This is a genomic window from Pseudomonas sp. SIMBA_041, from assembly GCF_046535095.1.
GTDB classification, from domain to species: domain Bacteria; phylum Pseudomonadota; class Gammaproteobacteria; order Pseudomonadales; family Pseudomonadaceae; genus Aquipseudomonas; species Aquipseudomonas mucoides.
Map to the genome: position 1 here is coordinate 504,720 of NZ_JAWRXJ010000006.1, position 15,797 is coordinate 520,516.

Consider the following 15,797-nt stretch of genomic DNA (forward strand, 5'->3'; position numbering starts at 1 on the left):
AATAACTGTTCGCGGAGTTTTTGCCCCTATGAAGCACAACGTCATCCTTGTCGTGCTCGACGGCCTCAACTACGAGGTCGCGCGCCACACCATGGGGCACCTGCAGGCCTACGTCGGCGCAGGACGCGCGGCACTCTACAAACTGGAGTGCGAACTGCCGTCCCTGTCCCGTCCCCTTTATGAATGCATTCTCACCGGCGTCCCGCCCATCGAGAGCGGCATCGTTCACAACAACGTCTCGCGTCTGTCCAATCAGCGCAGCATTTATCACTACGCCACGGACGCCGGTCTGAAAACCGCTGCGGCGGCGTATCACTGGGTCAGCGAGCTGTACAACCGCTCACCGTTCGTGGCGGCCCGGGATCGTCACACCGACGATGAAGCCTTGCCGATCCAGCACGGTCACTTCTACTGGAACGACCACTACCCGGATTCACACCTGTTCGCCGACGCCGAAAGCCTGCGCCTGCGGCATGCGCCGAATTTTCTGTTGATCCACCCGATGAACATCGACGACGCCGGGCACAAGCACGGTCTCGACACCCCGCAATACCGCAACAGTGCGCGCTCGGCCGATATCATCCTTGCCGATTACCTGCGCACCTGGCTCGACGCCGGTTATCAGGTGCTGGTGACTGCCGACCACGGCATGAACAACGACCGCTCCCACAACGGCTTGTTGTCGGAAGAACGCGAAGTGCCGTTGTTTGTCCTCGGTGACGCGTTCAGCTTCAACGCCAGTGCTGCGCCGAAACAGATTGAAATCTGCGGCACGGTCTGCGAATTGCTGGGCGTGGCCCACGACAAACCTGTGTGCCGGGAGCTGCTCAAGTGAATGCCAATACCCGTAGCAAGTGGCTGGCAGCCTTGTGCCTCGTACCGTTCGCCCTGTTCTTTATCGTGTTCGAAATCGCCCCGCTGGTCTGGGTGATGATCAACAGCCTGCAATCGGAAGAGTTCGGCTGGGGGTTAGCCAACTTCACCAAAATCTTCAATTCGAAGTTCTACTTGCAGGCGATCCAGTACAGCCTCGAGATCAGTTTCTGGTCCAGTGTATTCGGGATCATTATTGCGGTGCTCGGCGCTTACTCCTTGCGCCGGGTCGACTCGAAACTGCGCAACTTCGTCAACGCCTTCGCCAACATGACCAGCAACTTTGCCGGCGTGCCCCTGGCCTTCGCCTTCATCATCCTGCTGGGCTTCAACGGCAGCTTCACCATCATGCTCAAGCAGGCCGGGATCATTCAGGATTTCAATCTGTACTCGAAGACCGGGCTGATCATTCTCTATACGTACTTCCAGATTCCACTTGGCGTGTTGCTGCTCTACCCCGCCTTCGACGCCCTGCGCGAAGACTGGCGCGAGTCTGCCGAGCTGCTCGGTGCCAACGGCTGGCAGTTCTGGCGGCACATCGGTTTGCCGGTGCTGACACCGGCGCTGCTCGGTACGTTCGTGATCCTGCTGGCCAACGCCCTTGGCGCCTACGCGACGGTGTATGCGTTGACCACCGGCAACTTCAACGTGCTGCCGATCCGCATCGCGGCGATGGTGTCCGGTGATATTTCCCTCGACCCGAACCTCGCCAGTGCCCTGGCCGTGGTGCTGGTGGCGTTGATGACCCTGGTGACCATCGTGCATCAGTTGCTGTTGAAGAGGAGCTACCATGTCTCGCGCTGAACTGGGCCCCGCCGGTGTCTACCACCGCGTCGTGGTGTACCTGCTGTTTGCCATTCTGTTGTTGCCGCTGCTCGGGACGTTGATCTACTCGATTGCCAGCAGTTGGTCGGCGACCATCCTGCCCAGCGGCTTTACCTTCAAGTGGTACATCCAGCTGTGGAGCGATCCGCGCTTTCTCAACGCATTTGGCCAGTCACTGCTGGTCTGCGTCGGCGCATTGATTTTGTCGGTGGTGCTGATTCTGCCGCTGCTGTTCGTGGTGCATTACCACTTCCCGAAACTCGATGCGCTGATGAATATCCTGATCTTGCTGCCCTTTGCGGTGCCGCCGGTGGTGTCGTCGGTGGGGCTGTTGCAGCTCTACGGTTCCGGGCCGTTCGCGATGGTCGGCACGCCGTGGATTCTGATTGGTTGCTACTTCACCATTGCGCTGCCGTTCATGTACCGGGCAATCACCAACAACCTGCAAGCGATCAACCTGCGCGACCTGATGGACGCCGCCCAACTGCTCGGCGCCAGCACCTTTCAAGCGGCGTTCCTGGTGGTGCTGCCGAACCTGCGCAAGGGCTTGATGGTGGCGCTGCTGCTGTCGTTCTCGTTCCTGTTCGGGGAGTTCGTGTTCGCCAACATCCTCGTCGGCACCCGCTACGAAACCCTGCAGGTCTACCTCAACAACATGCGTAACAGCAGCGGCCACTTCACCAGTGCGCTGGTGATTTCCTATTTCTTCTTTGTGCTGGTTCTGACCTGGGCGGCCAATATCTTGAACAAGGACAAAAGCGAATGAGCTATGTCAGCGTCCAACATCTGCAAAAAAATTACGCGGGTACAACAGTATTCAGCGACATCAACTGCGAGATCCAGAAGGGCGAATTCGTCACCCTGCTCGGTCCGTCCGGTTGCGGTAAATCCACGCTGCTGCGCTGCATTGCCGGCCTGACCTCGGTCGATGGCGGCAAGATCCTGCTGGAGGGTGTCGACCTGGTGCCAATGAGCCCGCAAAAGCGCGGCATCGGCATGGTGTTCCAGAGCTACGCACTGTTCCCCAACATGACCGTGGAGCAGAACATCGCCTTCGGATTGCGCATGCAAAAGGTCAACGCCGACGACAGTCACAAACGTGTCGCCGAAGTGTTGAAACTGGTGGAGCTGAACGACTTCGCCTCCCGTTATCCGCATCAACTCTCTGGCGGCCAATGCCAGCGTGTAGCCCTCGCCCGTTCACTGGTCACCCGGCCACGGCTATTATTGCTGGACGAACCGCTGTCGGCCCTGGACGCGCGGATTCGCAAGCACTTGCGCGAACAGATCCGTGCGATCCAGCGTGAACTGGGCCTGACCACAATCTTCGTCACACACGATCAGGAAGAAGCGCTGACCATGTCTGACCGAATTTTCCTGATGAATCAGGGAAAAATCGTACAGAGTGGCGACGCCGAAACCCTGTACACCGCGCCAGTCGACGTGTTTGCCGCCGGTTTTATCGGCAACTACAACCTGCTGGACGCCGACAGCGCTTCGAAGCTGCTGCAACGGCCGATCAGCCACCGCATCGCGATTCGCCCGGAAGCCATCGAGCTGAGCCTCAACGGGCAACTCGACGCGCAAATCCGCAGTCACAGCCTGCTGGGTAATGTGATTCGCTACCGGGTCGAAGCCCGCGGCGTGGAATTGGTGGTGGATGTGCTCAACCGCTCGGCGGCCGACCTGCACCCCGATGGTCAGCGTTTGGCGCTTTCCATCGATCCGACGGCCCTCTGTGAGGTAGCCTGATGCCTTTGCTGATGTTGAAGAGAGAACTGCACTGATGGCCCTGGCAATTTTTGATCTGGACGAAACCCTGATCCACGGCGACTGCGCCACCCTCTGGAGCGAGCAAATGGGCCGCCTGGGCTGGGTCGACCCTGAGTCGTTCATGCGTCAGAACAACGAACTGATGGACGCCTACAGTCACGGCAAGCTGCGGATGGAGGAGTACATGACCTTCAGCCTGGAGCCGATGATCGGGCGCACACCGGAAGAGATCGAGCATTTGGTCGGGCCCTGGGTGGAAGATTTCATCGAGCCGATCATCTTCAGTGACGCCACCAAAGCCATCGCCGCCCATCGCAAGGCCGGAGACAGGATTCTGGTGATCTCGGCCTCGGGCACGCACCTGGTCAAGCCGATTGCCGACCGTCTGGGCATCGACGAGATTCTCGGCATCGAACTGGAAGTGATGCACGGCGTTTATAGCGGTCAGACCGTCGGCACCCTGACCTACCGCGAAGGCAAGATTGCCCGGTTGCTGGAATGGCTGGATGCGGAAGAGGAAAACCTCGAAGGCGCGAGTTTTTATTCCGACTCACGCAATGATCTGCCGTTGTTGCTGAAGGTGGATTTCCCACACGTGGTGAACCCGGATCCGGTGCTGCTTGAGCACGCCGAAACGGCCGGCTGGCCGATCCATCTCTGGAAGTAACGCATTGCCCCTGTAGGCGCATGGCTTGCCCGCGATGAACGATGACGCGATCTGACTGATACACCGCGTCACCTGAATCGCGGGCAAGCCACGCTCCCACAGGTTTTGTGTTGTCAGATCAGGCTTTCGTCAATCACCAACACCAGTTTCCCCGCCACGGTATTGCTCGCCAACTCGGCAAACGCCGCTTCGGCATCCTTGATCGGGAACGTCCTGGCCAACTGCGGGCTCAGTCGCCCCTCGGCAAACAGCGGCCAGACGTGCTGGCTCAAATCACTGAACAAATCCGCCTTGAACTGATCGTCGCGGCTGCGCAAGGTCGAACCCAATAGCTGCACGCGCTTGGCCAGCACCTGCGCCAGGTCCAGCTGTGCCTCACGGCCGCCCATCAGGCCGATCAGCACCCAACGACCATCAGGGGCCAGCAACTTCAGATTCAACGCGGCGTACTGACCGCCCACCGGGTCGAGGATCACATCGAATGGCCCAAGGTCATTCAAACTGTCCAGATCGCCCTTTCGCACCACCCCACCCTGCGCGCCCAGAGCTTCACAGTAAGCCAATCGCTCGGTGGAACCGACGCTGACCCAGCACGGGTTGCCAAACGCCTTGCACAGCTGAATGGCAGCTGAACCAATTCCACTTGCTCCGGCGTGCAGAAGAACTTTCTCACCCGGTTTGAGCGCAGCGAGTTGAAACACATTCAGCCAGACGGTCGCATACACTTCCGGCAGCGCTGCCGCCTCGACCAGCGACAAACCTTCAGGAACCGGCAACACATGCCGTCCGTCGACAACTACCTCTTCGGCCATCCCGCCCCCGGCCAGCAAGGCGCAAACCCGATCACCGACCTGCCAGGAAGACCCCGCGCCTACCTCGCTGATCACCCCTGAACACTCAAGACCCAGTACGTGACTGGCTCCCGGCGGTGGCGGATAGAGGCCCGCTTTCTGTAATAAATCGGCGCGATTGAGCCCCGCTGCCGCCACTCGGATACGAACTTGTCCTACATCACATGTAGGACCGGGCTCTTCAAGCCACTCCACTTGACCTTCAACGCCTTGCAATGCTTTCACAGTGCCTCCATAGTGAGTCTGGACTGAGCCCGTAGCTGTAGCGCCGGGCTTTCTTGCATTATGCGACCGGCCCTCGTGGATCCGGCGACTTCAAAGACGGCCTAATATGCGTGATCAATTGTCCCCGCGTCGAATCAGCATGAAGCATTTTTTCCCTGGCACCGCCCTAGCCCTTTTCATCGGTATCGGTCTGTTACCGATATCGACCAATACGTTTGCAGCCAATAGCTGGGACAAGCTTCAGCCTGATCGTGACGAAGTAATCGCCAGTCTGAACGTCGTCGAATTGCTCAAGCGCCATCACTACAGCAAGCCGCCGCTCGATGACGCGCGCTCCGTGATCATCTACGACAGCTACCTCAAGCTGCTGGACCCGTCGCGCAGCTACTTCATGGCCAGCGACATTGCGGAATTCGACAAGTGGAAAACCCAGTTTGACGACTTCCTCAAAAGCGGCGACCTGAACGCCGGGTTCACCATCTACAAGCGCTACCTGGACCGCGTCAAGGCGCGTCTGGACTTCGCCCTTGCCGAGCTGAACAAAGGCGTCGACAAGATCGACTTCACCACCAAGGAAACCTTGCTGATCGATCGCAAGGACGCCCCTTGGCTCAAGTCCACCGCTGAACTCGACGACCTGTGGCGCAAACGCGTCAAGGACGAAGTGCTGCGGCAGAAGATCGCGGGCAAGGATTCCAAGCAGATCCAGGAAACCCTGACCAAGCGCTACAAGAACCAGTTGGCGCGCCTGGACCAGACCCGTGCGGAAGATATCTTCCAGGCGTACATCAACACCTTCGCCATGTCCTACGACCCGCATACCAACTATCTGTCGCCAGATAACGCGGAAAACTTCGACATCAACATGAGCCTGTCCCTGGAGGGCATCGGCGCCGTGTTGCAGAGCGATAACGACCAGGTGAAAGTCGTGCGTCTGGTGCCGGCAGGCCCGGCCGACAAGACCAAGCAGGTTGCACCGGCCGACAAGATCATCGGCGTTGCCCAAGGCAACAAAGAGATGGTCGACGTGGTCGGCTGGCGCCTGGACGAAGTGGTCAAGCTGATCCGCGGTCCGAAAGGCACCGTGGTGCGTCTGGAAGTGATTCCGGCCAGCAATGCGCCAAACGACCAGACCACCAAGATCGTGCCGATTACCCGCGAAGCGGTGAAGCTTGAAGATCAGGCCGTGAAGAAGTCGGTCCTCAACCTGAAACAGGATGGCAAGGACTACAAGCTCGGCGTCATCGAGATCCCGGCCTTCTACCTCGACTTCAAGGCATTCCGTGCCGGCGATCCGGACTACAAGAGCACCACGCGTGACGTCAAGAAACTGCTGACCGAGTTGCAGAAAGACAAGGTCGACGGCGTGGTCATCGACCTGCGCAACAACGGCGGCGGCTCCTTGCAGGAAGCCACCGAGCTGACCAGTCTGTTCATCGACAAGGGCCCTACCGTTCTCGTGCGTAACGCCGATGGCCGGGTTGATGTGCTGGAAGATGAGAACCCAGGCGCGTTCTACAAAGGCCCGATGGCGTTGCTGGTCAACCGCCTGTCCGCCTCGGCTTCGGAGATTTTTGCCGGCGCCATGCAGGACTACCACCGTGCGCTGATCATCGGCGGCCAGACCTTCGGTAAAGGCACCGTGCAGACCATTCAGCCGCTGAACCACGGCGAACTGAAACTGACCCTGGCCAAGTTCTACCGGGTTTCCGGCCAGAGCACCCAGCATCAGGGCGTGCTGCCGGACATCGATTACCCGTCGATCATCGACACCAAGGAAATCGGCGAAAGCGCCCTGCCTGAAGCCATGCCATGGGACACCATCCATGCGGCCATCAAGCCTGCGGTAGATCCGTTCAAACCGTACCTGGCGCAGCTCAAGTCAGAGCACGATACGCGCTCGTCCAAGGATGCGGAGTTCGTGTTCATCCGCGACAAGCTGGCCCTGGCGCAGAAACTGATGGAAGAAAAAACCGTCAGCCTCAATGAAGCCGACCGTCGGGCGCAGCACACCGATATCGAAGCCAAGCAGCTGGTGATGGAAAACATCCGTCGCAAAGCCAAAGGCGAAGAACCGCTCAAAGAGCTGAAGAAAGAAGACGAAGACGCCCTTGCGGCCGAACCGGACAAGACCAAGCCAGAAGACGACGCTTACCTGAGCGAGACCGGTCGGATTCTGCTGGACTACCTGAAACTCAACACCGCGGTTGCCAAGCACTAAGTGGTGACACGCAACATGATGGCAATTTAATGCTGACGCTCCCCGGAGCGTCATCAAACAGTCATCATTCTGTCGTGAAATAAAGGACTGGGAGCACCTCTGACAAGAGGCTGCTCCCAGTCCTTTTTTATCGCCCCGAGATTGCCATGACCACGACAGAACAGCTGAGTGCCTTGAGTTCCATTCTGGCTCAAAGCGGCTTGCACAGCCTGTTCCAGCCGATCATTTCCCTCTCCGAGCGACGCATTGTCGGCTATGAAGCCCTCACCCGCGGCCCGTCCAACAGTCCGCTGCACTCCCCTATCGCATTGTTCTCCGTGGCCCGCCAGGCCGGTCGCTTGAGCGAGCTGGAAATTGCTTGCCGCGAAAGCGCTTGCCGACGTTTCAACGAACAGCAACTGCCGGGCAAACTGTTCCTCAATGTCTCCCCGGAATCCCTGCTTGAAGCGGCCCATCAACCCGGCCGCACCCTGCAACTGCTGCAGGATTTCGGCATTCCGCCGAGCCAGGTAGTGATCGAACTCACCGAACAAACCCCGACCGACGACTTCCAGTTGCTGCAAAACGCGCTGCATCACTATCGGGCGATGGGATTTTCCATTGCGCTGGATGATCTGGGTGCGGGATATTCCAGTTTGCGGTTGTGGTCGGAGCTGCGCCCGGATTACGTGAAGATTGATCGTCACTTCATCGACGGTATTCACCAGGACGCACTCAAGCGAGAGTTTGTCGGTTCAATCCTGCAGATCGCCAAAGCCTCACGTGCTCAAGTGATTGCCGAAGGCATTGAATTGCAGGAAGAGCTCGCGGTGCTGACCGAGATGGGCGTTGATCTGGTCCAGGGCTATCTGCTGTGCCGTCCTCAGGAACATCCGCCCCGGGATGCTCGCGCCCTGATGCCCAAACACGACAGCACCGCCGTTGCGCTGAATGACGAAGGCAGCGACCTCTGCCCCCTGCTCAACGACCAACCTGCCGTTGCGCACGACACACCGAACGCCACCGTGCTCGAAGCGTTCCGCCGCCAGGCCAATCTGAACTCCCTGGCAGTGCTCGACAATCAAGGCCACCCCTGTGGCATCGTTCACCGGCATTCGCTGTCGGACGCGCTGCTGAAACCGTTTGCCACCGACCTGTTCGCCCGCAAACCGATCAGTCGCTTGATGAACGATGACTTTCTCGCCGTGGAAATGAGCCAGTCGCTGCAACAGGTCAGCCGCCTGATCACCAGCCGCGCGCGCCAACGCATTGAAGAAGACTTCATCATCACCCTCAATGGCAGCTATCTGGGACTGGGTCGGGTGATGGATGTCCTCAAGCTGATTACCGAGCTGAAAATCCAGCAGGCCCGCTACGCCAACCCGTTGACCCTGTTGCCCGGCAACGTACCGATCCAGCAATGCCTGACACGTTTGCTGCAACAGGAACGGGAGTCGGTGATCTGTTATGTCGACATCGACAGCTTCAAGCCCTTCAACGACATTTACGGCTACGGCCGAGGGGATGAAGTCCTGCTCTGCCTGGCGCAATGCCTGAATGATCGCGTCGACCCTTCCCGTGATTTCGTCGGCCATATCGGCGGTGACGACTTCCTGCTGGTGCTCGGCCCGGAAGACTGGCGTAAACGGTTGAACCAGTTGCTGGACGACTTCCAGAGCCAATGCCGACGCTTTTACCGCAGCGAACACCTGGAAGCCGGGTGCTTTATCGCGCCGAACCGTCAGGGGGTGCGACAGGAGTTTCCGTTGTTGTCATTGTCGATCGGCGTAGTGCATTTGCATCCACAGGCCTGTGGACAACTCGATGCGAGCCAGTTGGCGGAGATGGCATCGCAGGCTAAACACCATGCGAAGAATGTGCAGGGGTATAGCGTGCATGTGATTGATAGTCTGGCGGTGTCTGGGGCAGAGAATGCATTGCTGGAAGGGCAGCGCTGAATATTCTGGCTCGCGATAGCGTCCGCTCAGTCAACACAGGTTGGGGTTATTGCCCCTCACCCCGAGCCGCCAATTCTTTCAACTTGAGCTCTGCCAATGGATGCCCCGCCTTCACGGCCATGCCCCACCAGCGCGCAGCTTCAACCAGGTCCGGCGCCTTGCTCGGCGTTCCTGCCAGACAGATCACCCCAACCTGATACGCCGCCTTGCCATCCCCCGCCAACGCCGCCAGGCGCAGCAATCGCACGCCCTCCTCGCGAGCCCCAAGGCCGACGCCGCGAAAGGTCAGGATGTGGCCATAGAAGCTCTGGGCACCGACGTCACCCAAATTCGCCATGCGCGCGAACTGGCCTTCGAGCCAGCTCCAGCCGCGCGGTTGGCGCACGAACCATGACCAATGAAACAACCGGCGGGCCAGCCAGTAACCAGCCCGGGCCTTGAGTTTTAAAAACACTCAGGCCTCGGCCGATTCGGGGTATTCGTATTCGAACACACGCACCACTTCCGAAGCATGCCAGGACGCGGCGGCGACACCGTCAGATGGCCCGGAGAAACGCCCCAGACGCTCGACACATTCAAAGAAGCCGGTGCGCGGCAAACGACTGGCGCCCTGGCTGATCACCAGCGAGCTGCGCAACGGTTGCTCGGCCCTGGCATCCAGAGCAGCCAGATGTTCGAGCGCAGCGGTCAGGGTTTGCATGGCCGGCGTGGGCAATTGCAAACGCTCCAGCAACGCTCGATAGGTCAGAAGATGACGCTGACGACGCGCCTGATCCAGTTCACCCAGCAACCCGTCCCAATGTTGACGACTGATGCGTACGCTCACGATTCATCCCTCCACCCTGGCACCGTCAATTCCCAGGCCAGGCTGCGGCGAATCGCAGCGTCGGGCAGACGCTCGCCACTTTCGATCAAGGCCAGATAAGACGGGCTGATGCCTACCGTGCGGGCCAGCGCCTCGATGGCGATGCCCTTCCCTTCGCGCAAACTGCGTAGTTGATCCAGACCTGGAAGAATCTGGTCTGGTGTTGCCGTGCGATGCACTGGCGCGTCTGGCGCCGGTTTCTCGTTGATGCCTGCTGCTTTCAGTAGAGCCTGGTACTGAGCCCACGGTAAAACTGCATACTCGGGCTCGCCTTCGCGTGTGATTATCTGAATATCCATGACTTCCCCGTAGGACAACGACACTTTGCGAGTCGGCACTTTTCCCTAGAAGTGTAATCCTAACAGCGGCCAAGGTCGCGCGGGGGTATCAATAAATTGGATCCTCAGTCACCCATATGCCAATGAGTCAAGCCAAGACGCGATCGGTAGCAGTTGGCGAAGCCTGCGTTCGGCTGCGTAGCAGTCGTGAAATCAGGCGACGCGGTGTTTCAGAAAGACCATAAATACAGATATTACGACTGCTGCGCAGCCGAATGCAGGCTGCGCCAGCTGCTAGAGGAATTGCGTTGCGGCAAAAACGGGTTGGCTGATCTGCATCCTTCAATCACCCCGTATTTTTTGGGGGCCCTGGAGCTGAAGTTTCTCCGGGGTATCGGGCAGGCGTTCGACCACCGCCAGCTTCTCCGGCACCTGTCGCCTGCGCCAGGCGCGGAAGGCATTGAGTTCGTCGTCGAGGACTTTCATCAGCCAGGCCAGCACCGCGATGTCATCGAGCATGCCGAACACCGGAATGAAATCCGGGATGGCATCCACCGGGCTGAGGAAATACATCAGGCCGGCGACCACCGAGACCAACGCCTTCGGGCTGACGGCACGGTACTCCCCACGCCAGTAGGCCAGGCACAGCGCCTGCAACAGGCGCAAATCGTCTTTGACCTTGCCCAGGCGATTGCCTTGGCTGGCGCCTTTGCTGGCGACGGCGAACAGCAACGTCGGCAAGCGCCCGCGCGCGAGCAGGCGCCCGGCGAGGGGCAAGAATCGAGCGAAATTCCAGGGTGCTTTCATCATTCCTCCCACTGAAATGTTATCCACACAAATTGTGGATAACCTTGTGAACAGAGCTGCTTTTCACGGCTGAAAGCCCCGTTTCATAAGGGTCCGGCTCAGATCGGGCGTTTTTTACTCACATAAAAAAACCCAAGATTTCATTGACTTGGCGCGCCGGCGCGGCTAGCACGGGCGTCTTCAATGGCTATGACTCCAGCGTACAGCAACCGTTCGCTTTGTTTACCTGCGCCGAACCCCGGATGCAACAACGCCCCGCATAAGCGAGGCGTTGTTGTCAAAGCAGACGCTGATTACTTGGCGGAGTCTTCTTTGGCTGGATCTTTGATCCCCAGCAGCTCCAGGTCGAATACCAGCACCGAGTTGGCTGGGATCGCCGGGCTTGGGCTTTGGGCGCCATAAGCCAGTTCGCTAGGGATGTACAACTTGTACTTCTCACCAACGTGCATCAGTTGCAGGCCTTCGACCCAACCCGGAATCACACCGCTGACCGGCAGATCAATCGGGCTGCCGCGCTCGACGGAGCTGTCGAAGACGGTGCCGTTGGTCAGCTTGCCGGTGTAGTGAACAGTCACTACGTCGGTCGGCTTAGGCTGTGGGCCATCGGCTTTCTTTTCCACTTCGTATTGCAAGCCCGAGGCGGTGGTCACTACGCCGGCTTTCTTGGCGTTTTCTTCGAGGAATTTCTTGCCGGCAGCCGCCGACTCTTCGCTCATCTTGGCCATACGCTCTTCCGCACGCTTCTGCAGTGCGGCGAAGGCTTCGACCAGCTCCTCGTCTTTGAGCTTCTGCTCTTTCTTGCCAACGGCATCTTCGATGCCTTGGGCTACGGCTTTGGAATCCAGGTCATCCATGCCTTCCTGAGCCAGGCTTTTGCCCATGTTCAGGCCAATGCCGTAGGAAGCTTTTTGCGCCGGAGTTTTCAGCTCTACACTGGTCTGCGAATCACAACCCGCAAGTACCAGGCTAACCAGGGCTACCGCCGCCGCCAACCGATGCTGTTTCATGCTATTTCCTTGTTCATGCGCCTAAAGGGCAATCGAGTAAAGCCGCGAGCTTATCAGGCGGCCACGACCAATGGCTACCGGCATGAGAGCTGGAAACTTCTGATAAGTTCAGGTGTTTTAACGCATTTCAGGATTGGCATCATGAAGCATCTGTCATCTGGCACCTACAGCAGCTGATCCTATATCCCACAACATCTGGCGTAATGGCCACTTGCCGCACCCCGTCCCCTGCGGCATAAGAGAGCCACAACTCGACAAGGATGTTTATCTTGCGCCTCTTATTTCGCCTGCTGATGCTGGTGGCTGTGCTGCTGGGACTCGGCCTGGCCGTGGTTCTGTATTACGTCGCCAATCCGAAACTGCCGACCTGGTCGCCCGCGCAACAGGTGCATTACCTGGAACAATGGAGCGCCGAAGATCGCCAGACTTACTACTTCACGCCTCAGGGAACCCAGGTCAAAGGCTTGCGCTATGCCTGGTTCAACGCCCTCGAACTGCCCTTCTCGCAACAACGATTCGCATCGCCCGAGTACCTCGCCCGCTTTGGTTTCCTGATCGATCCCGGGCAGAAAGCCACGCCAGACAACCCTGGGAATTTGCCGGTAGGTTTTGCCCGCCACCAAAATCCCGGCAGTCAGGACGAATTTCTCGACATCTCGTGCGCCGCTTGCCACACCGGTGAGTTGCGCTTCAACGGCCAGGCGATCCGCATTGACGGCGGTTCGGCGCAGCACGTTTTGCCTTCCAGTGTTCCTACGTTGAAAGGGGGCAGTTTCGGACAAGCGTTGGTCGCCAGTCTGACCTCGACTTACCTCAACCCGTGGAAATTCGAACGCTTCGCCCGCAACGTGCTGGGCGATGACTACGACGCCCGGCACCCACAATTGCGTGAAGAGTTCAAAGCGTCCCTCGTTACCTTCGTCAAAGTTGCCTGGAACGATACCCATCGCGGGCTCTACCCCACCGAGGAAGGACCGGGCCGTACCGACGCCTTCGGACGCATTGCCAACGCCACGTTCGGTGATGCGATTTCAGCCGACAACTACCGTGTGGCCAATGCCCCGGTGGATTACCCGCAATTGTGGGACATGTGGACGTTCGACTGGGTGCAGTGGAACGGTTCGGCGCAACAACCCATGGCTCGCAACATCGGCGAATCCCTGGGTGTGGGCGCCACACTGAGTTTCTTCGATGCCAACGGCCAACCGCTCAAAGGTGACGGACGTTATCCGTCGAGTGTGCGATTACGCGACCTGCACCAGATCGAGGAAACCCTGCAACGGCTCAAACCACCCGCATGGCCTGAAGAGTTACTCGGCGCTGTCGACAAGCCGTTGGCAGCCAAAGGTCGCGAGTTGTTCCGCGAAAACTGCGCCGGTTGCCATTTGCCACGCACAGTCGAGAGTGACGGGCGCTGGGTGCAACATTTGAAAATGCTACCGGTCGATTTCATTGGCACCGACCCGGGCGCCGCCAACAACATTGCCGACCATCGCTTCGACCTCTCCGCCTTGCAATGGGACCTGGCGGAACTCAAGCAGCTGGACGTGCACTTGCAGCCAGCACCCGCTGAACCGCTGGATTTGAGCCAGCTGTCATCGGCCAAGGGGCTGGCATACATCACGGCTTTCGTCGGAAACCGCGCTTACCGTGACGCGAACATTCCTGCCGCCGAACAACCGGCCATGAATGGCTTCGGCCTGCCAATTGGCGTGCGTGAGCTGCGGGCCTATAAGGCACGGCCACTGGCAGGCGTCTGGGCCACTGCGCCGTTTCTGCACAACGGTTCGGTACCGAGCATTTATCAGCTGCTCTCACCTCAAGATGAACGCGCAACGACCTTCTATAAAGGTACGTTCGAGTACGACCCGCAACATCTTGGCTATCGTACCGAGGCCTTTACCAATGGCTTTGTGTTCGACACGCGCATCACCGGCAATCACAACAGCGGCCACGAGTTCCGTGCCGGCCAGCGCGGCAACGGCGTGATTGGCCGCTTGCTGCAACCGCAGGAGCGCTGGGCGCTGCTGGAATATCTGAAGGTATTGGGCGGCCCGCTGGAGGCGCAATTGCCATGAGCAGACTCTGGATGCGCCTTGGCGCTTTTCTTGGCAAGACCCTCCTGTGGTTGATCGGCCTGGGTGTGCTCGGTTATGCGCTAGCCATGGCGTGGTTCGCCTGGCAGCACAGCGGACCTGTTTCAGCGCAAGAAGTGATACCGGATGGCGAAGCCGCCATGACTCAGGACGTCATTCAGACGGCGGTGCGCATCGTCGATCAACACCGTGAGAACACCCGCTACCTGCGCGATGCACATGCCAAGGCCCATGGCTGCGTGAAGGCCGAGGTTCAAGTGCTGGCGGATCTGACCGAGGAACTGCGCCAGGGCGTGTTCAGCCAACCCGGCAAAACCTGGCAAGCGACAATGCGCCTGTCCAATGGCAATGCGTATCCGCAATTCGACAGCATTCGAGACGCCCGGGGCATGGCAATCAAATTGCTCGATGTGCCCGGCAAACAGCTGCTCGCCGATCAACAGACTCGTGGCGAACAGGATTTTGTGATGTTCAGCCACCCGAATTTCTTCGTCAGCGATGTCGCCGAGTACCGTCAGAATGTAGCGGCCCAGGCTGACGGCAAAAAGCTGATGGCGTTTTTCCCGGGTTGGGACCCACGGACCTGGCAGGTTCGGCACCTGTTTATCGCCTTGGCAACCCTGTCACCCGCCCCGGAAAGTCCGACGAAGACCACTTACTTTTCGGTTTCGCCCTACAAGTTTGGTGCCACCAATGCCAAATTCCGAGTGATGCCGGACCCTGATAGCTGCCCGGCCTACACCCTGCCCGCGCAGAACCAGAAGTTGCCAAACTTCCTGCGCAATGCGCTGAACCAGCAATTGTCGACCGACCGGGTGCCGGCCTGCTTCGTCCTGCAAATTCAGCGTCAGGACCCAAGCCAGTACATGCCCATAGAAGACACCAGCATCGAATGGCGTGAAAACGCGGCGCCATTCCAGAGCGTGGCGCGAATCAAAGTACCCGCGCAAGATTTCGACACGCCGGCATTGAATATCCAATGCGACAACCAGTCGTTCAATCCATGGTTTGGTCTTGAGGCTCATCGGCCAATTGGCGGCATCAACCGACTTCGCAAAGCGGTGTATGAAGCCGTAAGCGACTACCGACACAGTCGTAACGCCGAGCAATAAACGCAATTGCCAAACGCCAGACAGCAAAAAGCCCGCATTAAGCGGGCTTTCTGTGTGGTACCTGGCGTTCAGCGTTCCAGGTAACCGAATATGGCGCAGCGGACGGGACTCGAACCCGCGACCCCCGGCGTGACAGGCCGGTATTCTAACCGACTGAACTACCGCTGCGCGTAGCGTTGAAAGTGGTGGGTGATGACGGGATCGAACCGCCGACATTCTGCTTGTAAGGCAGACGCTCTCCCAGCTGAGCTAATCACCCT

The 15,797-nt window shown here is 58.9% G+C and carries 15 protein-coding genes and 2 tRNA genes; 9 read left to right on the plus strand and 8 right to left on the minus strand.

From position 1 onward, the window contains the following. Positions 1-28: 28 nt before the first annotated feature. Genes SB725_RS17840 through SB725_RS17860 form a run of 5 tightly spaced genes read left to right on the plus strand, consistent with a single transcriptional unit; the run spans position 29 to position 4,138 of the window. Positions 29-835, plus strand: coding sequence for an alkaline phosphatase family protein (locus tag SB725_RS17840; protein WP_027922476.1), 807 nt, complete (start codon positions 29-31; stop codon positions 833-835). Beyond that, on the plus strand, positions 832-1,677 hold the full coding sequence (locus SB725_RS17845; RefSeq protein WP_027922475.1) for an ABC transporter permease: 846 nt from the start codon (positions 832-834) through the stop codon (positions 1,675-1,677). The genes SB725_RS17840 and SB725_RS17845 overlap by 4 nt, the downstream gene beginning before the upstream one ends. Continuing rightward, complete coding sequence (locus tag SB725_RS17850) at positions 1,664-2,464, plus strand: ABC transporter permease (RefSeq protein WP_194939813.1); 801 nt, start codon at positions 1,664-1,666, stop codon at positions 2,462-2,464. Before SB725_RS17845 ends, SB725_RS17850 begins: the two co-directional genes overlap by 14 nt. Continuing rightward, on the plus strand, positions 2,461-3,450 hold the full coding sequence (locus SB725_RS17855) for an ABC transporter ATP-binding protein (protein WP_027922473.1): 990 nt from the start codon (positions 2,461-2,463) through the stop codon (positions 3,448-3,450). Before SB725_RS17850 ends, SB725_RS17855 begins: the two co-directional genes overlap by 4 nt. A 34-nt stretch (positions 3,451-3,484) precedes the next feature. Next, positions 3,485-4,138, plus strand: a complete 654-nt coding sequence (locus tag SB725_RS17860) for an HAD family hydrolase (protein WP_027922472.1) — start codon at positions 3,485-3,487, stop codon at positions 4,136-4,138. 113 nt (positions 4,139-4,251) lie between these two features. On the opposite strand, the gene SB725_RS17865 is transcribed toward SB725_RS17860, so the two are convergent. After that, positions 4,252-5,214, minus strand: coding sequence for a zinc-binding dehydrogenase (locus tag SB725_RS17865; RefSeq protein ID WP_027922471.1), 963 nt, complete (start codon positions 5,212-5,214; stop codon positions 4,252-4,254). A 139-nt stretch (positions 5,215-5,353) separates the two neighbouring features. Between SB725_RS17865 and SB725_RS17870 the strand changes: the two genes are divergently transcribed. Both SB725_RS17870 and SB725_RS17875 read left to right on the plus strand, forming a co-directional pair. After that, positions 5,354-7,435, plus strand: a complete 2,082-nt coding sequence (locus SB725_RS17870; protein ID WP_172825913.1) for a carboxy terminal-processing peptidase — start codon at positions 5,354-5,356, stop codon at positions 7,433-7,435. Between the two features lie 146 nt (positions 7,436-7,581). Further along, a complete protein-coding gene (locus SB725_RS17875; protein ID WP_410922424.1) occupies positions 7,582-9,372 on the plus strand; it encodes a GGDEF domain-containing protein in 1,791 nt (596 codons plus the stop codon). Positions 9,373-9,418: 46 nt separating this feature from the next. On the opposite strand, the gene SB725_RS17880 is transcribed toward SB725_RS17875, so the two are convergent. The 5 genes from SB725_RS17880 to SB725_RS17900 form a co-directional block, all read right to left on the minus strand. Next, positions 9,419-9,826 carry a sel1 repeat family protein gene (locus SB725_RS17880; RefSeq protein WP_027922468.1) on the minus strand — a complete coding sequence of 136 codons (408 nt, stop codon included), beginning with the start codon at positions 9,824-9,826 and terminating at the stop codon, positions 9,419-9,421. Further along, entirely contained in the window at positions 9,827-10,198 is a 372-nt protein-coding gene (locus SB725_RS17885; RefSeq protein ID WP_007898892.1) for a hypothetical protein, read from the minus strand. Further along, positions 10,195-10,536: a helix-turn-helix domain-containing protein gene (locus SB725_RS17890; RefSeq protein WP_027922467.1), complete on the minus strand. Its 342-nt coding sequence runs from the start codon at positions 10,534-10,536 to the stop codon at positions 10,195-10,197. Before SB725_RS17890 ends, SB725_RS17885 begins: the two co-directional genes overlap by 4 nt. A 321-nt stretch (positions 10,537-10,857) precedes the next feature. Beyond that, positions 10,858-11,322 (minus strand): YkvA family protein, encoded by a 465-nt coding sequence (locus SB725_RS17895; protein WP_027922466.1) that lies wholly within the window; start codon positions 11,320-11,322, stop codon positions 10,858-10,860. Between the two features lie 293 nt (positions 11,323-11,615). After that, positions 11,616-12,329, minus strand: a complete 714-nt coding sequence (locus SB725_RS17900) for an FKBP-type peptidyl-prolyl cis-trans isomerase (RefSeq protein WP_410922425.1) — start codon at positions 12,327-12,329, stop codon at positions 11,616-11,618. Positions 12,330-12,598: 269 nt separating this feature from the next. Between SB725_RS17900 and SB725_RS17905 the strand changes: the two genes are divergently transcribed. Beyond that, a complete protein-coding gene (locus tag SB725_RS17905; protein WP_027922464.1) occupies positions 12,599-14,407 on the plus strand; it encodes a di-heme-cytochrome C peroxidase in 1,809 nt (602 codons plus the stop codon). Then, positions 14,404-15,537 (plus strand): catalase family protein, encoded by a 1,134-nt coding sequence (locus SB725_RS17910; RefSeq protein WP_410922426.1) that lies wholly within the window; start codon positions 14,404-14,406, stop codon positions 15,535-15,537. The genes SB725_RS17905 and SB725_RS17910 overlap by 4 nt, the downstream gene beginning before the upstream one ends. A gap of 91 nt (positions 15,538-15,628) precedes the next feature. Here the strand turns inward: SB725_RS17910 and SB725_RS17915 are convergent. Further along, positions 15,629-15,705 (minus strand) — tRNA-Asp (locus SB725_RS17915). A gap of 15 nt (positions 15,706-15,720) precedes the next feature. Continuing rightward, positions 15,721-15,796, minus strand: a tRNA-Val gene (locus SB725_RS17920). Position 15,797 lies beyond the last annotated feature (1 nt).

What these genes read in the sequence shown, in the direction of transcription:
- SB725_RS17850 (WP_194939813.1), top strand. Translation starts at nt 1,664, where the DNA reads ATGTCTCGCGCTGAACTGGGCCCCGCCGGTGTCTACCACCGCGTCGTG.
- SB725_RS17855 (WP_027922473.1), top strand. Translation starts at nt 2,461, where the DNA reads ATGAGCTATGTCAGCGTCCAACATCTGCAAAAAAATTACGCGGGTACA.
- SB725_RS17875 (WP_410922424.1), top strand. Translation starts at nt 7,582, where the DNA reads ATGACCACGACAGAACAGCTGAGTGCCTTGAGTTCCATTCTGGCTCAA.
- SB725_RS17870 (WP_172825913.1), top strand. Translation starts at nt 5,354, where the DNA reads ATGAAGCATTTTTTCCCTGGCACCGCCCTAGCCCTTTTCATCGGTATC.
- SB725_RS17890 (WP_027922467.1), bottom strand. Translation starts at nt 10,536, where the DNA reads ATGGATATTCAGATAATCACACGCGAAGGCGAGCCCGAGTATGCAGTT.
- SB725_RS17840 (WP_027922476.1), top strand. Translation starts at nt 29, where the DNA reads ATGAAGCACAACGTCATCCTTGTCGTGCTCGACGGCCTCAACTACGAG.
- SB725_RS17895 (WP_027922466.1), bottom strand. Translation starts at nt 11,322, where the DNA reads ATGAAAGCACCCTGGAATTTCGCTCGATTCTTGCCCCTCGCCGGGCGC.
- SB725_RS17860 (WP_027922472.1), top strand. Translation starts at nt 3,485, where the DNA reads ATGGCCCTGGCAATTTTTGATCTGGACGAAACCCTGATCCACGGCGAC.
- SB725_RS17900 (WP_410922425.1), bottom strand. Translation starts at nt 12,329, where the DNA reads ATGAAACAGCATCGGTTGGCGGCGGCGGTAGCCCTGGTTAGCCTGGTA.
- SB725_RS17910 (WP_410922426.1), top strand. Translation starts at nt 14,404, where the DNA reads ATGAGCAGACTCTGGATGCGCCTTGGCGCTTTTCTTGGCAAGACCCTC.